The following is a 16086-nucleotide window of genomic DNA, read 5'->3' as shown; positions in this document are numbered from 1 at the left end:
TAACTATTAATAGCTTGATGTTGGTTACCATTCATGCACATACATGACACAGGTAATCTGGATCGTCCTGGCAGTACTGGTGACGTTCAGCGTGGGGTACCTGGGGTATTCGAAGTACCTCGCGCGGTTCCTCGAACTCGACAACGACAACGAGACACCGGCACACAAGTACGAAGACGGGCAGGAATACGTCCCGTCGAAGAAACCGGTGTTGCTGGGTCACCACTACTCCAGTATCGCGGGTGGGGCACCGATTGTCGGACCGATTACTGCGGGGGCCATCTGGGGATGGGTTCCCGCACTGCTGTGGATCGCCATCGGCAACCCGCTGATGGGCAGCGTCCACGACTTCGTCTCGCTGTCGGGGTCGCTCCGACACGAAGGGAAGTCCATCGGCTACATCGTCGGTGAGTACGTCGGCGAGGGCGGGAAGAACATGCTGCTGTGGTTCGCGTTCCTGACGATTATCCTCGTCGTCGCAGTGTTCGCGCTGGTGGTCGGGATCGTGTTCAACGCCTATCCCGAGGTGGTAACGGCGTCGCTGGTCTACATCGCCCTCGCGCTGGCGTTCGGCGTGTACCTCTACCAGCTCAACGGGCCGTTCATCCCCGGCACAGTCCTGTTCGTCGCAGGCGTTTTCGCCGGCGTCTTCGCCGGGATTCAGTTCCCGATTGCCCTGTTCGAGCCGACGGCCGAACGGACCGCGGAGATATCCGTCATCGTATTGCTCGGCGGGAGCGGTTCCTGGGTGCCTGGCGCGAGCGCACTGGGCGGCAACACTGCGGCGTGGATACCGGTCATCATGGCCTACGCCGCCGTCGCCAGCGCGCTCCCGGTGTGGGTGTTGCTCCAGCCGCGTGACTACCTCTCCTCGTTCCTGCTGTACACCGGCGTCGGCGGCGCGCTGCTCGCCATTATCGTCGGGACCATCCTCGGCTCGTCGAGCCAGCCGCTGGTCATCGACAGCTCGCTGGGTGCGTTCAACGGCTTCTGGGGCGTCGAGGGTGCGGGCCTGTACCCGCTGTTCCCGCTGCTTTTCATTACCATCGCCTGTGGAACCATCAGCGGCTTCCACTCGCTGGTTTCCTCCGGGACGACGGCGAAGCAACTCGATAAGGAGACCGACGCCCGCCTGATCGGCTACGGCGGGATGCTCGGTGAGGGGCTGCTCGCGGCCGTCGCGCTGTCGACGCTCGCGGTCGCCGGCTTCCCCGACCCCGCGGGCGGTATCGGCGCAGCGCTGCCGAACTTCGCGACCGGTGGTGGCATCATCCTGACGAGCCTCGGCCTCCCACAGTCCTTCGGCGCGCCGTTCATGGCGCTCGTCCTCGTGAGCTTCCTGCTTACGTCTACTGACACGGCTGTCCGGCTCGGCCGCTACATGATGGAAGAGATCGTCGGCCTGCCGGCCGGCCAGACGTCGACTGGCCTCGACGTGGGCGGCGGCATCCGTTCGACGCTGGGCGAACTCGGCCGCGGTCGGTACACGAACCCGATCATCCAATGTGTCCTCGCGTACGTGATGGTCATCTCCGGCCAGTGGGTCGTCCTGTGGGCGCTGTTCGGCGGTGCGAACCAGCTGCTGGCCGCGCTCGCACTGCTGACCGCGACGGTCTGGCTGGCTAACTGGGACAAGAGCAAACAGCTGTACTCCACGGGCGTACCGATGGCCGTCATGGTGGCGATAACTGTGCTCGGCCTCGGCTGGCTCGCGTTCTACCAGAACATCTACCAGACGATTATCGTGGGCGGTGCGAGCGGTGTGCAACTGTTCGCAACGATTATCCAGACGCTTCTGGCACTGACCCTCATCGGCCTCGCTCTGGCGCTGGTCAAGAAGGGGTACGACAACATCAGCACCGTCCGCGAGAGCTACGGCGGCGGTGCCGTCGAACCGAGCGACGACTGACGCAACCGATCACTTCTTCGTTTTTTCGGCGCTGACAGCGACTGCTACCCGAGCGTCATCTCCAGAACCGCTTGGCGAGCCGCGAGAGCATCCCTTCCTCGGGCTGGTTCACGTCTTCCCAGAGGACGAACGCCTCGACCACGTCGGCGGCCTCGCCGGCGACGGCTTCCTGCTCGTCCGGCACGATAACGCCCAGATTGACCTCGTAATGGCCGTAGTAGCCGTACTTCAACAGCGTGCGCTCGCGCTGGCCCTCGACGAACGACCGGACCTCCTCGGGCAGTTCGTCGGCGACTAGGACGAACGTGAAGTCCGTTCGGTAGTGTTCCTCGTTCGGCGTGACCCGTTTGTCGGCCAGGTCGTGGCCGAGTTCGACCAGCCGCTTCAGTTCGCCAACCGTCGGCCGGGTGACGCGGCGAGCATAGAGGTACTCCTCTGACTCGTGGTCGCCGTAGGACAGCGCCGGGTGGAAGAACTGCTTCTGATTGAGGATCCGCATCTCGCCGTAGAGGTCCCAGCGCTCGCCACGGAGCCGGTGGTCCCGTTCCAGCGTGTAGTTGTACATCAGGCGGTCGCTCACCCGGTCGAAGTACGGGTCGTCTGTCCAGTGTGGGACTTCCTCGATGATTTCGTCGGGCAGCTCCGATTTCGGGACCGCCCCAGTGACGGGGTCCTCCCAGTCGTCCGCACCGTAGTCCGGGGGTTCCTCGACCGGCCCGGGCTCTGTTTCCTCGCTCATCGTGTCGAGCCGCGTGGGCGTTTAGTTCGCACCGGCCCTATGCCGCGGTAGCTCATACCATGCCGATGCCGTGTCGGCGTCTTAAGCGCGTCGGTCAGCCGACGGTCGTTCACGGGCCGTACACGACCGCCGCGGCAGGTTTTTGACGCTGGCCTCCGAATTAATCACTAACAATCATGGCGAAAGACACCGAGGCCTGCGGCCGCTGCTCGATGACCGTCGTCGTCGACGCCGTCGACGAAACTGCGGACGAACAGCCCCACGACCCCTTCGGCGACGACCGCATCGAAGTCGACCAGCGGGATATCGAGCGCGTCTCGCCTGAGGCCTGGATGGGCCGGCTCTCGACCCGCGTCAACGAGGCCGTGAGTCGCTACGTCTGGGGTCGCTAAGCGAGTCAGAGGAGTGCGTCGATAATCCAGAAGAGGCCGTAGCTCAGCCCGAACGCCAGCGCGAGCGACCCGATCCAGGCCAGCACTGTCTTGCCCATCTTCTCACGACTGACTTCGCCGCCGCCGGCGGCCGCGCCGGAGCCGACGATGGCGGAGACGATGATCTCGTTGAACGACACTGGAATGCCGAAGAAGACGGCCGCCTGCGCGATGATGAAACTCGGAATCAACGCACCGATGGAGCGTCGCGGGCCGAGCGAGGAGTAGTCCTGTGCCAGCGCTTTGATCATCCGCGGCGCGCCCGTCCAGGACCCGATGAGGAGGCCGAGTCCGCCGAACAGCAGGACCCCGGTGATGGGAATGGCCGCCGTCGGCCCCTCGCCGAGCAGGGGGACCAGCGGCCCCAGCGCCAGGCCGACCTGGCTCCCGCCGGCGGAGAAGGCCACCAGCCCACCCATCACCAGCAAGAAGTGCCGCTGCCCGGCGGCTGCGTCCGCTCTGATGTCCAGATACAGCAGTCCCCCGGCAAGCACCCCGGCAAGGAGCGATACGACGACCATCGACGGAAATATTGGCGTCCCAGCCGCTCGTGCGACGGCGCGGGCGACCGACGCCTGCCCGCTGCCCGGCGCGAGGAGCACGAACTCGATGTTCGCCAGAATCACACCGACCAGCCCGCCCAGCAGCGGTACGAGCCGTTCCTCGGTCGTGGCCTCGTGTCGGAGCGACCACGCCGTCCCGAAGGCGATGCCGCCGCCGACGAAGGGCGTCAGGACCCACAGCGAGACGATTTCGAGGTACTTGGCCGTCGCCGGCTGGCCGCCCATCGCCAGTCCGACGCCGACCACCGCACCGGTGACGGTGAACGCCGTCGCGATGGGGTACCCAGTGAAAATCCCGATGGCGACCAGCACCGCCGCGGTGATGAGGGCGACGATGGCGGCGATAGCCGAGAGGCCGCCGCCGCTCGGGAACAGAACGAGTTCGCTCCCGACAGCCTCCGTGACGTTGGCCCCCTGCAGGACCGCGCCGGCCAGCCCGAGGATGCCGACGAAAAACCCGGCCCGCATCACCGAAATCGCGTTCGCTCCGACGGCCGGCGCGAACGGAGTGGACCCGGACGACCCGGCACCGATAGCCCAGGCCATGAACAGACTCGCGGCTGACGCGACAACAAGCGTCGCAATCGTACTCGTCGCGACCATCTGTCACGGCGTTTGCCCCGGCCTGCAATGAGCCTACCGTTCGCGCGCCTTCGCGAGGCCGACTGCCGACACCGACGCGGTCGTCACGGGCAAACGTTCAGGTGCCAGCGCGTGGTTCGGTCCCGTATGTCCGCCACTGAAGAGACTGTTCGCGTCTGGCTGGTCGAACGAACCTACTCCGACGACGAACAGAACCTCATCATCCTCACGTACGCGACGCCCGACGGCGAACAGTACTTCCGCAAGGAGCGCGCTTTGACCTCGTTTTCAGATGTGCGGGAGACGACGGCCGCCGTCGACGCCGACCCGGACAACCTCGGCTCCGTCGAGGACGAGGACCTTCGGGCGCAGTACGCGGCCGAAGCGACGCGGATGGCCGAGAAACACGACCCCGACGACGCTATCTGACCGTCTGTGTGGCCACGCTTGCGCTTCGTTCGTTTTCGCCTCTCGGACCCAAAACCGGTGCCGCTCGCCCGGCGGCGAGCTCAGTTCGTCTTCGCATCGGTCTCCTCGCCCGGCTCTGTCGCATCCACACCTTCGGCAGCCTCCACAGCTTCGGTGACCTTCTCGGTGTCGACGTGCCAGCGGTCGACGGCCTGCTCGAAGTCGGCGAGCTTGTTGGAGACGCGCATCTTCAGGTCGTCGTCGTTGACGTTGACCTCGAAGACGTACTCGGGGCGGTCGCCGTCGCCGACGCGGCGGAGGTTCGCGCTGATGAGGTCGTTGTCGAAGTAGTAGGGCGCGATCTGTGTCATCACGTTGCGGTAGACGGTGTCCTCGACCTTCCGCAGGGCCTTCCGGCTGGCGGAGTCGGCCGCGCGGGCCACGTAGTCGACGGACTCGCTCCATCGCTCCATCGCCTCGTCCGGTTCGTCGAGGTTTTCGTAGGACTCGCTGAGCTTTTCCCCGGCGGTCTGGAGGTCCTCATCGGGGCCTTTCCCCGCTTGCTCTCCTTTGCCTTCGTCGACGCTCGCCTGGTCGGCGGTTTTCTCGTTGACGTCCTCGTCCAGTCGCTCGTGGCTTTTCGGTCGCCACTCGTCGAACTCACTGAGGGCGTCGTCGTCGACATTCTCGTCCGAAGCGATGTCTTTCAGCGCCTGCGTGATGCGCTCGCCGTGCTCGACGATGTCGACCCAGCCGCCTTTCGTCTTGAATCCTGAAACGCTCTCTTCGATGTCTGCCATGGTATAATAGATCGGTCTATGACAGCCGCGGGACCTGCTGCAGTGGGCTGTCCATCTGTACACAGCGGATTGCTGCTCAGTAGGGTTAAACGTTTCCGCCATGGCGGTAGACATGATACTTACCCGCCCTACTCCTCCCCAGCCCTCGACATCGGCACGCAGACGGCGTGCTGCCACTGCATAGCGACCCGCCCGCTCGGCCCGCTTCGCTCAACACCGAACGGCTGCTTATAAGGATTGCACGCGAATGGTAGTTTGATGTCATCCGCACTATTCGTCGTAAGCGAACACGGGTACTGGGGCGAAGAATGTATCGAGCCGCTGACAACACTCTCGGAAGCCGGTCTGGATATCACGGTGGCGACACCGACCGGCGAGCCGCCGGTGCTTGACGAGCGCTCCGTCGACCCGGAAGAAGTCGGCGAGGACCTCTCAGAGCACGTTCGGGAGGTCCACGAGACCGATGAGCGCCTGAACAACCCGATTCCGCTGGCCCAGGCTGACGCCGAGGACTACGACACCGTCGTGTTCCCCGGCGGCCACGGCGCGGAGTGGGATATCACGCAGGACGTCCACGCCCGCGAACTGCTGCGCGAGAGCGTCGCCGGCGACGACGGCAAGGCGCTCGTCGTCTGTCACACGGTCGGGATTCTGGCGTTCACCAGAAACGCTGACGGCGAGTTCCTCGCCGACGGCCGCTCGGTCACCGGCTTCCCGAACGCCTGGGAGGAAGGCATCGTCGACGAGAACGACCTACTCCCCGACGGCCGGAAGCTCCCGTACTGGGTCGAAGACGAAGTGAAGGCTGTCGGCGCTGACTGGGACGCCGAACTCGACGCCGACACCAGCGTCACGGTCGACGGCGACCTCATCACGGCTCGTGGCCCGCCGTCGTCGGCTGCGGCCGCCCGGACGCTCCTCGACGAACTCGGTATCGAGACGTCCGCGTAACGGGGTCCGGAACGTCAGCTACTGACACACGTCAAAGAATCCGAATTTCTCCGAACAAAGGACATCTCGCCCGGTCGTGTTACCCCGCCCGGTCGTCGTCCCCGAGAATACGGTGCCATACGGTATCGCACAATATAGTCAAATAACGACTGTGTACTAGCTAACCTTCTTGAAGGCCCCGTGCAACGTAGACATACGTATGACTAACAACTCCACGCGCAGGCGGTTCCTCAAGACAGCAGGCGTTGCAGGTGTCGCGGCTCTCGCCGGTTGTGGCGGCGACGGTGGCGACACGGAGACCCGCCTCTCGTGGCACGCCGGTGGGACCGGTGGGACCTACTTCCCGCTCTCGAACGAGTTCAAGACGGTCGTCGAGGACAACACGGACTTCACGCTGAACGTCCAGTCGACCGGTGCAAGCGTCGAGAACGTCGGCAGCCTCGCCAACGGCGACGCCGACTTCGCGCTCATCCAGAACGACATCGCCTCGTTCGCGAAGAACGGCACCGGCATCGATGCGTTCCAGGACAACGCCATCGAGAACCTCCGCGGCGTTGCGACCCTGTACCCCGAAACGATCACGGTCGTCACCCTCGCGGACACGGGCATCACGCAGCTCTCCGACCTCGAAGGCGCGACGATCAACACCGGCGACCTCGGGAGCGGGACCCAGGTCAACGCGCTCCAGATTCTGGAGTCGGTCGGCATCTCAGACTTCACCGAGCAGAACGCCTCGTTCTCCCAGGCCGCTGACCAGCTCCGGAACGGCGACATCGACGCCGCGTTCGTCGTCGGCGGCTGGCCGGTCGGCGCTATCGAGGACCTCGCGAACACGAACGACCTCGTCATCGTCCCCATCTCCGGCGACAACCGCGACGCAGCGAAAGAGGACGCGTCTTGGTTCGCCGACGACACCATCCCCGGCGGCACCTACACCGGTGTCGACGAGGACGTCGAAACAATCGCTGTGCAGGCGATGATTGCGACGAACGCCGAACAGCCCGAATCGACGGTTGAATCCGTCACCGCGGCTATCTTCGACAACGTCGACGACCTCTCGATCAAGACGGACTTCATCAGCAAGGACTCCGCACAGGACGGGATGTCCATCGAACTCCACCCCGGTGCGGCGACCTACTTCGACGCGTAACGCCGACTGACGCCATCCGTATCGTTCACTACCCGTCTTCTACTACCCAGCAACCGGAATGAGACGACGATACGTCGCCACCGCGGTGCTCGTTTCCCTCCTCCTCATCGGGACTGTAGCGGCGCTACCCGGCGGCCGTGCACTGGTCGTTGCGGACGCCGAGACCGGCGAACAGTATCTTACGGTCCCAGTCGAGGACGGAACGACTGTCGCGCTGGAATACATGCATAGCGTCGAAAAAACGCGTGTCTACGACGAGTACACGGTCCGTGGCGACCATCTCGAAATGACCCGCATGGAGTTCGAATCGTTCGGCTGGGGGCTCCCGAGCGGGGCCAACGTCACCCGCGAAGACGGGGTGTACGTCTTCGACCCACCGGGCAACTACACGCGTGTGACAGTCTCTCCCGGTGATGTTGCAGGGCATAAACTTCACGTCGGAGCCGAAACCTACGATTTGGTAGCCCGCACCAACGGCCGCTCGGTCCATCTCTACGTGACTCAGCGTTCGGCGTTCGGTGCTGCGAAAGACCAGCTCAACACATGACTGACGACACACGACCTGACGACGGCGGGGAGGCCGTATCGGACGAGGAAGTCGACGAAGTACTGCAGGAGATTGAGCGAAAACGCTCCCTCAGGGGCTGGGCGCTCGTCCTCGTCGCGCTCATCGGCATCTCGTTTTCGGTGTTTCAGATGTGGCTCGCGGCGAAAGGGTTCGTCCTCTCGATTTCGCTTCCGGGTGTCGGTGATGTCGTGTTCGCGTCGCTGCAACTGCTCCAGATAAACGCCGTCCACGTCTCCTTCGGCCTCATCCTGACCTTCCTGCTGTATCCCGGCAGCACCGGCGACGGCCCGCTCTCCCGGCGCTGTATCGCGCTCGGGACGCTGGTCGACGAGAAATTCGGCGCGGAGCATCCGGTGTCTCGCGTCGTTCACGCTATCGGCGACGCGCTCGCCTGGGCGTTTCTGGACGCCGAGATGGACCGTGTGACGCCCTCTGATTTCGTTTTCATCGCGCTGTCGGTGCTGTCGGCCGCGTACTTCATCACCGACTTCGACGAGATCCAGCGCATGCGTGCGCTGGGACTTGAACGCGGCCGACCGATTCAGGAAGTGTTCACCTTTCTGGAACCGATAGCAGGCCTGCTCGGGCCACTTGCCGATACCTCCTACGCGTTCGTGCTGGGTGTGCTTGGCGTCCTGCTCGTCCTCGAAGCGACCCGCCGGGCCATCAGCCTCTGGCTGATGGTCATCGTCGCGGCCTTTGTCGTTTACGCCCGCTTTGGCGTACTCATTCCACAGAACGCAGCCTACGTCGGCGTGCTCTCCATCCCGGAACTGTCCTGGGCCTCTATCATCCAGAACCTCTGGTACAACACCGAAAACGGGGTGTTCGGGATTCCGGTCACCGTCTCCGTGCAGTTCATCTACATCTTCATCCTGTTTGGCGCGTTCCTCGAAATGTCCGGCGCGGGGAAGTGGTTCATCGACCTCGCGTACGGCGCAACGGGGACGCGAAAGGGCGGCCCGGCGAAGGCGTCCATTCTCGCCAGCGGATTTATGGGAACCATCTCCGGGTCTTCCATTGCGAACACGGTGACGACCGGCGCGTTCACGATTCCGCTGATGAAGCGGTCGGGCTACTCGCCGGAGTTCTCCGGGGGCGTGGAGGCCTCTGCCTCCTCGGGCGGCCAGATCCTCCCTCCGGTGATGGGGGCCGCCGCGTTCCTCATCGTCCAGTACACGGCGACGCCGTTCGCCGACGTCATCGTCGTCGCGACGATTCCCGCCATCGTCTTCTTCTTCGGCGTCTGGGTGATGGTCCACTTCGAGGCGGTCAAGGAGGATATCGGCGGCCTCGACTCTTCGGAACTGGTGAACATCCGTAGCCACCTCCGGAGCGGCTGGTTCTACCTCGTCCCGCTCGTTCTTTTGCTGTACTACCTCATCATCGAGCGGCTGTCTGTCGCCCGCTCGGCGTGGTTTACGCTCATCGCAATCGGAGCCCTCATCGCACTTGTGGCGGCCTACAGCGACGAGACGCGGGCCCGACTCGGCATTACACTTGCGTCCCTCTTCGGGCTGACGACGCTCACGCAGTACTTCACTGGACAAGGCATTTTCGGATACCTGTTCAATCGGTTCGTACAGGCCACTACGGCATTCCCGCCGCTGTTCAACCGCATCGATGGCCTCGTCGCGGCAGACCTGGCAGCGGAAGGGGCGCTTGCACTGCCCGGCCCACAACCGCTTGGTGCCGCGTTTTCCGCGGCGCTCGGCAATGTCGGCACGTTGATCATCCTCGCCGGCGTCCTGACGCTGATTACCCGGCCCAGACTCGACTCGCCGCTGCTGTCGTTCGACAATGCCGTCGACGATGCCGCCGAAACGACGTCCGATGCTATCGGCCGTCCAGAGTTGGCTTCGAACGGACTGTACAAGCTCGGTGTTTTCCTCGGGAAATCTATGGAGAGCGGGGCCAGAACCGCCGTTCCAGTCGTTATCGCCGTCGCCGCTGCCGGCATCATCCCGGGTGTCATCAGCGTCTCCGGCCTCGGTCCGAACCTCGTCTCGCTCATCACGGCTGTCGCCGGCGGGTCGCTCGTCTTGCTGTTGCTCGTCACCGCGTTCTCGTCGATTATCCTCGGGATGGGAATGCCGACGACGGTGACCTACATCATCCTCGTCTCTCTGCTCGCGCCGGCGCTGACCGAGTTCGGCGTTCCGCTGCTCGCGGCGCATCTGTTTATCCTCTACTTCGGCGTCATCGCCGACATCACGCCGCCGGTCGCGGTGGCCGCCTACGCTGCCTCGGGCGTCGCGAAGTCCGATGCCTTCGAGACCGGTATCGAGGCGTTCTCGCTGTCGCTCAACAAGGCCATCGTCCCGTTCGCGTTCATCGTCACGCCGGGCATCATCCTGTTGCGGCGCAACCCTGACGCTGCCACCCTCGACATCGGGGACAAATACCGGGTCGTCGGGACCGCGGACCTCCTCGATGTCGGCTACGCGATCCCCGAGATTCTCATCCCCGTGATCGGCGTCTTCCTCGGCGTCGTCGCACTGGCCGCGACAGTCATCGGGTTCGCGTACGCGCCGGTCTCCCGTGGCGAGCGGGCAGCGTTCGCGTTCAGTTCGCTCCTGTTGATGGCTCCTGCGCTCGCTGTGTCCGGGGTGTACGACCTCCTCGGACTCGTCGGCATCGCCGGCGGCGAGATGACGGTCCTGCTCGACGTTGTACTCCGCGGCGTCGGCCTCGCCCTGTTCCTCTTCCTCATGGCGAAGAACCGCCAGCGCGGCGGTGACCCTGCGGTACGGTCCGGCACGGCTGAGCCGGCGTGAGTGAGAACCGTTTAACCCATCGGGGGTCAACGGGCACGATATGCCAATCGAACAGCGCGGCGACGCCTCCGTCGTCACGCACGCGCTGGCGCGAGATGAACTGACACGGATACGAAATGTCGAGACCGAACAGGTCGCGTTCCGGAAGGGACTGGTCCGTCTCGGCCGCATCTGTGGCTACGAGATCATCGACGGTCGGATGGAGACCGAGTACACGGAGGTCCAGACGCCGCTGACTACGATGATGGGCGAACGCGTCAAGGGACTCGACGACGTGGTCATCGTCAACGTCCTTCGTGCGGCGACGCCGTTCGTCGAGGGACTGCTCAAGGCGTTCCCCCGCGCCAGGCAGGGCGTCATTTCTGCCAGCCGCGACGAGGAAGCCGGGATGAACGACGACGGCGAGTTCCCCATCTCGGTCGACTACGTCAAACTGCCCGAAATCACCGAGGATGACACCGTCATCATCGCGGACCCGATGCTTGCGACCGGGTCGACGATGACGACGGTGCTCGACTACATCACCTCAGAGAAGACCGAACCGGAGAACCTGCTCGTTCTGGCTGCGGTTTCCGCGCCGGAGGGTATCGTCCGCGTCTCGGAGTCCCAGTCGGACGCAGACATCATCAGCGTCGCTATCGACGACGAACTCGACGAGGACGGGTTCATCGTTCCGGGACTCGGCGACGCCGGTGACCGGGCTTTCCGGACGACGTAAGCGGTCGCGGCCCGCTCGACCTATCGGTTGAGGGACGAAACGTTTTTATCTGTGGCCCGAATCAGCCGATGATGTCGCGATTTTCCGTCTGTACCCAGCTGCTGTACCCCCTTCCTTCACATGGAAACCGACAGACGGCAGCGTAATTTTGGTCCAGTTGAAACGAGAGTGACGGCCGTGAACCGCCCCGCGGTGACCGGGCGTGGCTCCTGTCGGACGGTACTGGACCGGGAGGCTTTCGTACTGACGGCACGGCAACCCCGTATGGTTCGACGACGATACCGCGTTGCGGACACTGCCCAGCAGCTCGTCGGGGGGTTCCTGCTCGCGGGGCCGTTCGTCGTGACTGAGGAGGTGTGGGTGCTGGCCGAGAATATGTCCTGGTATCACGCGGTAGTCGTCGTCGGTATCGTGTTCGCTATCGGCTACGGGGCGCTGTACAAGGCCGACGCCGGCCGAGACATCGACACCGAGGCGGAGGTGGCCGGTATTCCAGTCCGGTTCGTCTCGCTGATGATTGTAGCGTTCGGTTCGGTCGCCATCCTCGCGACAGCTTTGACCGCCCCGGACACGTTTCTCGTCGACGGCGGGATTCTGGCGGACCCGACGCCGATGGCCGTCACTCTGACGACCCTGAAGGCGATCATCGTCGGTGCGATTTTCAGCGTCGTCGGGGCTGCGACGGCGGACAGCGTGTTCTGACCGCGACCCGCACACTTAATTGGGTGCCACTCTCCTTGATGTGCATATGGAGTATACGCTGGCTATCGACAACGCACCGGAAACCGTTCCGGGTGGCACGGGGGTACTGCTCCTGCATCCGAGTACCGGCGAGACGGACCGACTCGACACGGATTTCCTCGCAACCGACACGGATTCGATGCTCGTCATCTCGACCCGGACCACCGCCCGAGAGGTCAAGCAGAAACTGGAGTACTACGAGGTTGACGAGTCGAAGGCGACCATCCTCGACACGCTGTCGGTCGAACGCGGCTATACCCGTCGCCGCTCCGAGGGGGTTCGGTACGTTTCTGCCCCGGACGACCTGTCCGGCATCGTCTCGGAGACCGAGACGTTCTTGCAGGAACACGACGGGAAACTCCGCGTAACGTTCGACTCCCTGACGGAACTCATCTACTACGCCGACGAGGACGGCGCGCTCTCGGCCGTCGAAGACATCCTCGACCTGCTTGCGGAGTACGACGCTGTCGGGATGTTCCACCTCGCCGACGAGGTCCACGACGAGGAGACAGTCGCGGCGTTCCGGGAACTCTTCGACGGTGTCATCGAACTGTCCGAGGACGGAACCATTACCAGTTCCTTCGAGGAGTAACCGGACACGCGCTCCTGAATCCGCCGCTCCTCCGATGAAATTGTGGCAGCCGGCCGACACTACTTCGCCCATCGAACACCCCGATGGCGTCCCTCCCTCTCGAATGAAACGGTGTTTTCACCCGGCAGCGACGCCAACACCCCGTATGCCAACTCTTACCAGACCAACAACAATTAAGAGGGTATGACCCACATACAGGGTTGTATGCCGGAATGCCAGAACTGCGGTAATTTTGTAACGGCTGACTACGCGCGTGTGTTCACGCCGAACGGGGTCGAAAAGCCCAGGGTCTGTCCGCAGTGCGAGGACAAGATTCGCGACGGGGCAGACGTCCGTGAGGCCCGGTCCACACGTCGCGGATAGAACCGATCAGGAACTGCCGCCCTGTGACCTGACGGTTGCGGGGACGTTTTCCTCGCCGGCTGCACTCGCTACCAACCGCTGCTTTACTGCACAGGCGTTTCAGCGGCTATGCTAATGCATCTGTCAGGCGTGTCCGTGCTTCCTCGAACACCGCGTCAGCACGGTCCGCGTCACGGGCTTCGGCGGTGATCCGAACGAGCGGCTGGGTCCCGCTGGCCCGCAGGAGGAACCACGCGTCGCCGAGGTCGACCCGGACCCCGTCGAGCGTCGTCACGTCGTCGTAGGCGGCGGTCACTGTCTCCCGAACCCGGTCCATCACGGTTTCCTTCTGGTCGGTTTCGACGCTGTCCCGGCGGATGGGGTACTCCGGCACGTCGTCGGCGCGGTCACCCAGCGGGCGCTCACTGTCCAGTGCCGCGGCGGTACAGGCCGCCAGCGGCCCGTCCGGACACAGCGTTCGCTCGGGCCAGATCCACGCGCCGCTCGGCTCGCCGCCGAAAGCGACCCCGTCCTCGCTCGCGGCCTCGGCGACATACACGTCCCCGACCGGGGTGTATTCGACGGCCACGTCGATATCGCTGAGGTGGTCCTCGACGGCGAGGCTCGTATCGACCGGGACGGCGACCCGATCGCCCGGTGACGCCGCAGTACGGGCGAACACGGCCAGCAACACGTCGCCGGAGAGGAAGGTCCCGTCGGCCGCGACGGCTCGCATCCGGTCGGCATCGCCGTCGTGTGCGATCCCGAGGTCGGCGTCGGATTCGGCCACCAGCGTCGCCAGGGACTCGCAGTTCTCGGCTTTCGGTTCCGAGGGGCGACCGGGGAACGCGCCGTCGGGCTGGCCGTTGAGCGTCTCGACGGAACAGCCCAGTTCGGTGAGTGCGTCGATGCTGACCCGGCCCGCGCCGTTGCCGAGGTCGACGACGACGTGGCTGTCGAGGTCCCGGTCGCCGACTTCCGCGACCAGCGCCTCGACGTGGCGCTGGCCGGCGTCCCAGGACTCGCTGTCGCCGCTCTCGTCCCACGCCGCTGGCTGGAACGCATCCTCGTCCAGTCGCTGTTCAATCGTCTCCCGCAGGTCCGCGTCGAAGGCTTGCCCGCTGGGCTGCCAGAGCTTGATACCGTTGTCCTGGGGCGGGTTGTGGCTCGCCGTCACTGCGACGCCGGCGTCGGCGTCCTGCCACGCCACCGCCCGTCCGATAGTCGGCGTCGCCGCGCCGCCGAGGTCGACGACGTCGACGCCGCTCTCACGGAGTCCTGCCACCAGCGCCGCTTGCAAGTACTCGCCGCTCGCTCGCGGGTCCCGGCCCACGACCACTCGCTCGCAGTCGATGCCAAGCGCTCGCCCTACCGAGAGCGCCACCTCGGCCGTGACCGTCTCGCCGACGGGACCCCGAATCCCGCTCGTTCCGAACTGTGTCATTACTGCCTTCTGGGTCGGGCCGCCCCTAAAATCCATCCGGCATCAGACAGGTACTGCGGGCCGGCAGTGCCGAGGCCGCTCCGCTACTGTGTCGGCGACCACTCGCAGGCCGTCCCGGTCGTCAGCCCCGCTTCGTCGATGTGAGCCGAGAGGCAGCCGTAGTTGCAGAACTGCGTTGTCGGCTTCCCGTCGGGTGTCTCGCTGATGTAGACGGGGTCGTGGGCCTCGACGGAACAGCCGCAGTACGTGCAGTCGGCCATACTGACGCTTGCGCCCGGGAGAACAAACGTTTTGTCCGCGTCTGTCGACCCACCGCACATGAAACAGGGCGGCTCCGACGCGGCGAAACAGGCAGCGGGGGAATCGGCGGCCGAGGCAGTCGAGGACGGCATGGCCGTCGGCCTTGGCACGGGGTCGACAGCGGCCCACGCTATCCGCGCTATCGGGCGAGCGGTCGACGCAGGACTCGATGTCGTCGGCGTCCCGACGTCATTTCAGTCCCGTCAGCTGGCCCGGGACTGTGGCATCCCGCTGGCGGACCTCGACGACGTGTCGGTCGACCTCGCTATCGACGGGGCCGACGAGGTGGCCGGCGGCAACCTCATCAAAGGTGGCGGAGCAGCCCACGCCCGGGAGAAGATCGTCGACGCGAGCGCTGACCGCTTCCTCGTCGTCGCCGACCCGACCAAAGAGGCCGAGTCGCTCTCGGTGCCGGTGCCGGTCGAGGTACTTCCGATGGCCCGCTCGACAGTCGCCGAAGCAGTCGATGATCTAGGTGGCGACCCGACACTTCGCCGTGCAGAGCGCAAGGACGGCCCCGTCGTCACCGACAACGGGAACCTCGTGCTCGACTGTGATTTCGGCCCTATCGACGACCCCGCCGCGCTCGCCAGCGACCTCGCCGCACTCCCCGGCGTCGTCGAGCACGGGCTGTTCGTCGATGTGGCCGACGAAATCCACGTCGGCACTACTGACGGCGTCACCGTCCGAGCGCTATCGAAGTAGCTGTCGCTGGTCGGCTTGCGTCGAAAAAATACACTGCTTGAAACGACCTTACAGGTCGCGCGGCTGGACCGTCTTCCGGTCGTTCTCGTCGGCTCGGCGGGCTGCGTCCTGGAGCAGCTCTTCGACTTCCTCGTCGAGTGCGTCGTAGAAGTCGGACGCTACGTTCATGTCGTTGAGCTCTTCCTTAACGGCGGCTTTGACGATTAGGTCTGCCATACAGACGAGGTATCGACGGGGGTTACTTATATACTTTCTCCAATTAGTTCGCTCTCGACCCTATTACCGGCAGTTTGAGGCATTATACGACACATAACCCCTTATAAATCCGCATTTGTGTCCGAATAGATCCATCAGAATACGCCATTT

18 protein-coding genes are annotated in these 16086 nt (G+C 64.4%); 12 read left to right on the top strand and 6 right to left on the bottom strand.

Going from position 1 to position 16086, the window contains the following annotated elements; translation table 11 throughout:
• Positions 1-43 precede the first annotated feature (43 nt).
• Entirely contained in the window at positions 44-1909 is a 1866-nt protein-coding gene (locus tag ACNO8S_RS15005) for a carbon starvation protein A (protein WP_420182207.1), read from the top strand.
• A 55-nt stretch (positions 1910-1964) separates the two neighbouring features.
• On the opposite strand, the gene ACNO8S_RS15000 is transcribed toward ACNO8S_RS15005, so the two are convergent.
• The gene (locus ACNO8S_RS15000) at positions 1965-2648 is read right to left on the bottom strand and encodes a hypothetical protein (protein WP_420182206.1); all 684 of its coding nucleotides are present in this window, start codon (positions 2646-2648) and stop codon (positions 1965-1967) included.
• A gap of 176 nt (positions 2649-2824) precedes the next feature.
• Between ACNO8S_RS15000 and ACNO8S_RS14995 the strand changes: the two genes are divergently transcribed.
• A complete protein-coding gene (locus ACNO8S_RS14995) occupies positions 2825-3040 on the top strand; it encodes a hypothetical protein (protein ID WP_050007752.1) in 216 nt (71 codons plus the stop codon).
• Positions 3041-3045: 5 nt separating this feature from the next.
• Here ACNO8S_RS14995 and ACNO8S_RS14990 read toward each other — a convergent pair whose 3' ends face one another.
• Positions 3046-4245, bottom strand: coding sequence for an inorganic phosphate transporter (locus tag ACNO8S_RS14990; protein WP_050037228.1), 1200 nt, complete (start codon positions 4243-4245; stop codon positions 3046-3048).
• A gap of 126 nt (positions 4246-4371) precedes the next feature.
• On the opposite strand from ACNO8S_RS14990, the gene ACNO8S_RS14985 reads away from it, so the two are divergent.
• On the top strand, positions 4372-4653 hold the full coding sequence (locus ACNO8S_RS14985; protein ID WP_014041616.1) for a hypothetical protein: 282 nt from the start codon (positions 4372-4374) through the stop codon (positions 4651-4653).
• Between the two features lie 80 nt (positions 4654-4733).
• Here the strand turns inward: ACNO8S_RS14985 and ACNO8S_RS14980 are convergent, their stop codons facing one another.
• The gene (locus tag ACNO8S_RS14980; protein ID WP_420182205.1) at positions 4734-5432 is read right to left on the bottom strand and encodes a DUF5828 family protein; all 699 of its coding nucleotides are present in this window, start codon (positions 5430-5432) and stop codon (positions 4734-4736) included.
• Between the two features lie 258 nt (positions 5433-5690).
• Between ACNO8S_RS14980 and ACNO8S_RS14975 the strand changes: the two genes are divergently transcribed.
• The 8 genes from ACNO8S_RS14975 to ACNO8S_RS14940 all read left to right on the top strand — a co-directional run bounded on the left by ACNO8S_RS14975 (position 5691) and on the right by ACNO8S_RS14940 (position 13292).
• A complete protein-coding gene (locus tag ACNO8S_RS14975; RefSeq protein ID WP_151102657.1) occupies positions 5691-6383 on the top strand; it encodes a type 1 glutamine amidotransferase domain-containing protein in 693 nt (230 codons plus the stop codon).
• Between the two features lie 199 nt (positions 6384-6582).
• A complete protein-coding gene (locus ACNO8S_RS14970; protein ID WP_420182204.1) occupies positions 6583-7533 on the top strand; it encodes a TAXI family TRAP transporter solute-binding subunit in 951 nt (316 codons plus the stop codon).
• 58 nt (positions 7534-7591) lie between these two features.
• The gene (locus tag ACNO8S_RS14965) at positions 7592-8080 is read left to right on the top strand and encodes a DUF1850 domain-containing protein (RefSeq protein ID WP_023843457.1); all 489 of its coding nucleotides are present in this window, start codon (positions 7592-7594) and stop codon (positions 8078-8080) included.
• Positions 8077-10878: a TRAP transporter permease gene (locus tag ACNO8S_RS14960; RefSeq protein WP_420182203.1), complete on the top strand. Its 2802-nt coding sequence runs from the start codon at positions 8077-8079 to the stop codon at positions 10876-10878. The genes ACNO8S_RS14965 and ACNO8S_RS14960 overlap by 4 nt, the downstream gene beginning before the upstream one ends.
• Positions 10879-10918: 40 nt before the next feature.
• Complete coding sequence (upp, locus tag ACNO8S_RS14955; RefSeq protein WP_014041610.1) at positions 10919-11596, top strand: uracil phosphoribosyltransferase; 678 nt, start codon at positions 10919-10921, stop codon at positions 11594-11596.
• Between the two features lie 264 nt (positions 11597-11860).
• Positions 11861-12298 carry a DUF2391 family protein gene (locus ACNO8S_RS14950; protein WP_014041609.1) on the top strand — a complete coding sequence of 146 codons (438 nt, stop codon included), beginning with the start codon at positions 11861-11863 and terminating at the stop codon, positions 12296-12298.
• 46 nt (positions 12299-12344) lie between these two features.
• On the top strand, positions 12345-12929 hold the full coding sequence (locus tag ACNO8S_RS14945; protein ID WP_008307296.1) for a DUF7090 family protein: 585 nt from the start codon (positions 12345-12347) through the stop codon (positions 12927-12929).
• A 204-nt stretch (positions 12930-13133) separates the two neighbouring features.
• Positions 13134-13292 (top strand): DUF7563 family protein, encoded by a 159-nt coding sequence (locus tag ACNO8S_RS14940; protein WP_044952319.1) that lies wholly within the window; start codon positions 13134-13136, stop codon positions 13290-13292.
• Positions 13293-13398: 106 nt separating this feature from the next.
• Here the strand turns inward: ACNO8S_RS14940 and glmM are convergent, their stop codons facing one another.
• Both glmM and ACNO8S_RS14930 read right to left on the bottom strand, forming a co-directional pair.
• The gene (gene glmM, locus ACNO8S_RS14935; RefSeq protein WP_420182202.1) at positions 13399-14715 is read right to left on the bottom strand and encodes a phosphoglucosamine mutase; all 1317 of its coding nucleotides are present in this window, start codon (positions 14713-14715) and stop codon (positions 13399-13401) included.
• An 83-nt stretch (positions 14716-14798) separates the two neighbouring features.
• Positions 14799-14975, bottom strand: coding sequence for a hypothetical protein (locus ACNO8S_RS14930; RefSeq protein WP_420182201.1), 177 nt, complete (start codon positions 14973-14975; stop codon positions 14799-14801).
• A gap of 58 nt (positions 14976-15033) precedes the next feature.
• On the opposite strand from ACNO8S_RS14930, the gene rpiA reads away from it, so the two are divergent.
• Positions 15034-15720, top strand: coding sequence for a ribose-5-phosphate isomerase RpiA (gene rpiA / locus ACNO8S_RS14925; RefSeq protein WP_420182200.1), 687 nt, complete (start codon positions 15034-15036; stop codon positions 15718-15720).
• Positions 15721-15768: 48 nt separating this feature from the next.
• Here rpiA and ACNO8S_RS14920 read toward each other — a convergent pair whose 3' ends face one another.
• On the bottom strand, positions 15769-15936 hold the full coding sequence (locus ACNO8S_RS14920) for a hypothetical protein (protein WP_004517708.1): 168 nt from the start codon (positions 15934-15936) through the stop codon (positions 15769-15771).
• Positions 15937-16086: the final 150 nt, after the last annotated feature.

It is taken from the genome of Haloarcula sp. KBTZ06, from assembly GCF_048595605.1.
Lineage (GTDB): Archaea > Halobacteriota > Halobacteria > Halobacteriales > Haloarculaceae > Haloarcula > Haloarcula hispanica.
Note: the sequence above shows the minus strand (reverse complement) of the source record. Positions and strands in the feature narration are given on the sequence as shown.

What these genes read in the sequence shown, in the direction of transcription:
- ACNO8S_RS14990 (WP_050037228.1), bottom strand. Translation starts at nt 4,245, where the DNA reads ATGGTCGCGACGAGTACGATTGCGACGCTTGTTGTCGCGTCAGCCGCG.
- ACNO8S_RS15005 (WP_420182207.1), top strand. Translation starts at nt 44, where the DNA reads ATGACACAGGTAATCTGGATCGTCCTGGCAGTACTGGTGACGTTCAGC.
- ACNO8S_RS14960 (WP_420182203.1), top strand. Translation starts at nt 8,077, where the DNA reads ATGACTGACGACACACGACCTGACGACGGCGGGGAGGCCGTATCGGAC.
- ACNO8S_RS14950 (WP_014041609.1), top strand. Translation starts at nt 11,861, where the DNA reads ATGGTTCGACGACGATACCGCGTTGCGGACACTGCCCAGCAGCTCGTC.
- ACNO8S_RS14970 (WP_420182204.1), top strand. Translation starts at nt 6,583, where the DNA reads ATGACTAACAACTCCACGCGCAGGCGGTTCCTCAAGACAGCAGGCGTT.
- upp (WP_014041610.1), top strand. Translation starts at nt 10,919, where the DNA reads ATGCCAATCGAACAGCGCGGCGACGCCTCCGTCGTCACGCACGCGCTG.
- ACNO8S_RS14920 (WP_004517708.1), bottom strand. Translation starts at nt 15,936, where the DNA reads ATGGCAGACCTAATCGTCAAAGCCGCCGTTAAGGAAGAGCTCAACGAC.
- ACNO8S_RS15000 (WP_420182206.1), bottom strand. Translation starts at nt 2,648, where the DNA reads ATGAGCGAGGAAACAGAGCCCGGGCCGGTCGAGGAACCCCCGGACTAC.
- rpiA (WP_420182200.1), top strand. Translation starts at nt 15,034, where the DNA reads ATGAAACAGGGCGGCTCCGACGCGGCGAAACAGGCAGCGGGGGAATCG.
- ACNO8S_RS14980 (WP_420182205.1), bottom strand. Translation starts at nt 5,432, where the DNA reads ATGGCAGACATCGAAGAGAGCGTTTCAGGATTCAAGACGAAAGGCGGC.
- ACNO8S_RS14965 (WP_023843457.1), top strand. Translation starts at nt 7,592, where the DNA reads ATGAGACGACGATACGTCGCCACCGCGGTGCTCGTTTCCCTCCTCCTC.
- glmM (WP_420182202.1), bottom strand. Translation starts at nt 14,715, where the DNA reads ATGACACAGTTCGGAACGAGCGGGATTCGGGGTCCCGTCGGCGAGACG.
- ACNO8S_RS14995 (WP_050007752.1), top strand. Translation starts at nt 2,825, where the DNA reads ATGGCGAAAGACACCGAGGCCTGCGGCCGCTGCTCGATGACCGTCGTC.
- ACNO8S_RS14985 (WP_014041616.1), top strand. Translation starts at nt 4,372, where the DNA reads ATGTCCGCCACTGAAGAGACTGTTCGCGTCTGGCTGGTCGAACGAACC.
- ACNO8S_RS14975 (WP_151102657.1), top strand. Translation starts at nt 5,691, where the DNA reads ATGTCATCCGCACTATTCGTCGTAAGCGAACACGGGTACTGGGGCGAA.
- ACNO8S_RS14945 (WP_008307296.1), top strand. Translation starts at nt 12,345, where the DNA reads ATGGAGTATACGCTGGCTATCGACAACGCACCGGAAACCGTTCCGGGT.
- ACNO8S_RS14940 (WP_044952319.1), top strand. Translation starts at nt 13,134, where the DNA reads ATGCCGGAATGCCAGAACTGCGGTAATTTTGTAACGGCTGACTACGCG.
- ACNO8S_RS14930 (WP_420182201.1), bottom strand. Translation starts at nt 14,975, where the DNA reads ATGGCCGACTGCACGTACTGCGGCTGTTCCGTCGAGGCCCACGACCCC.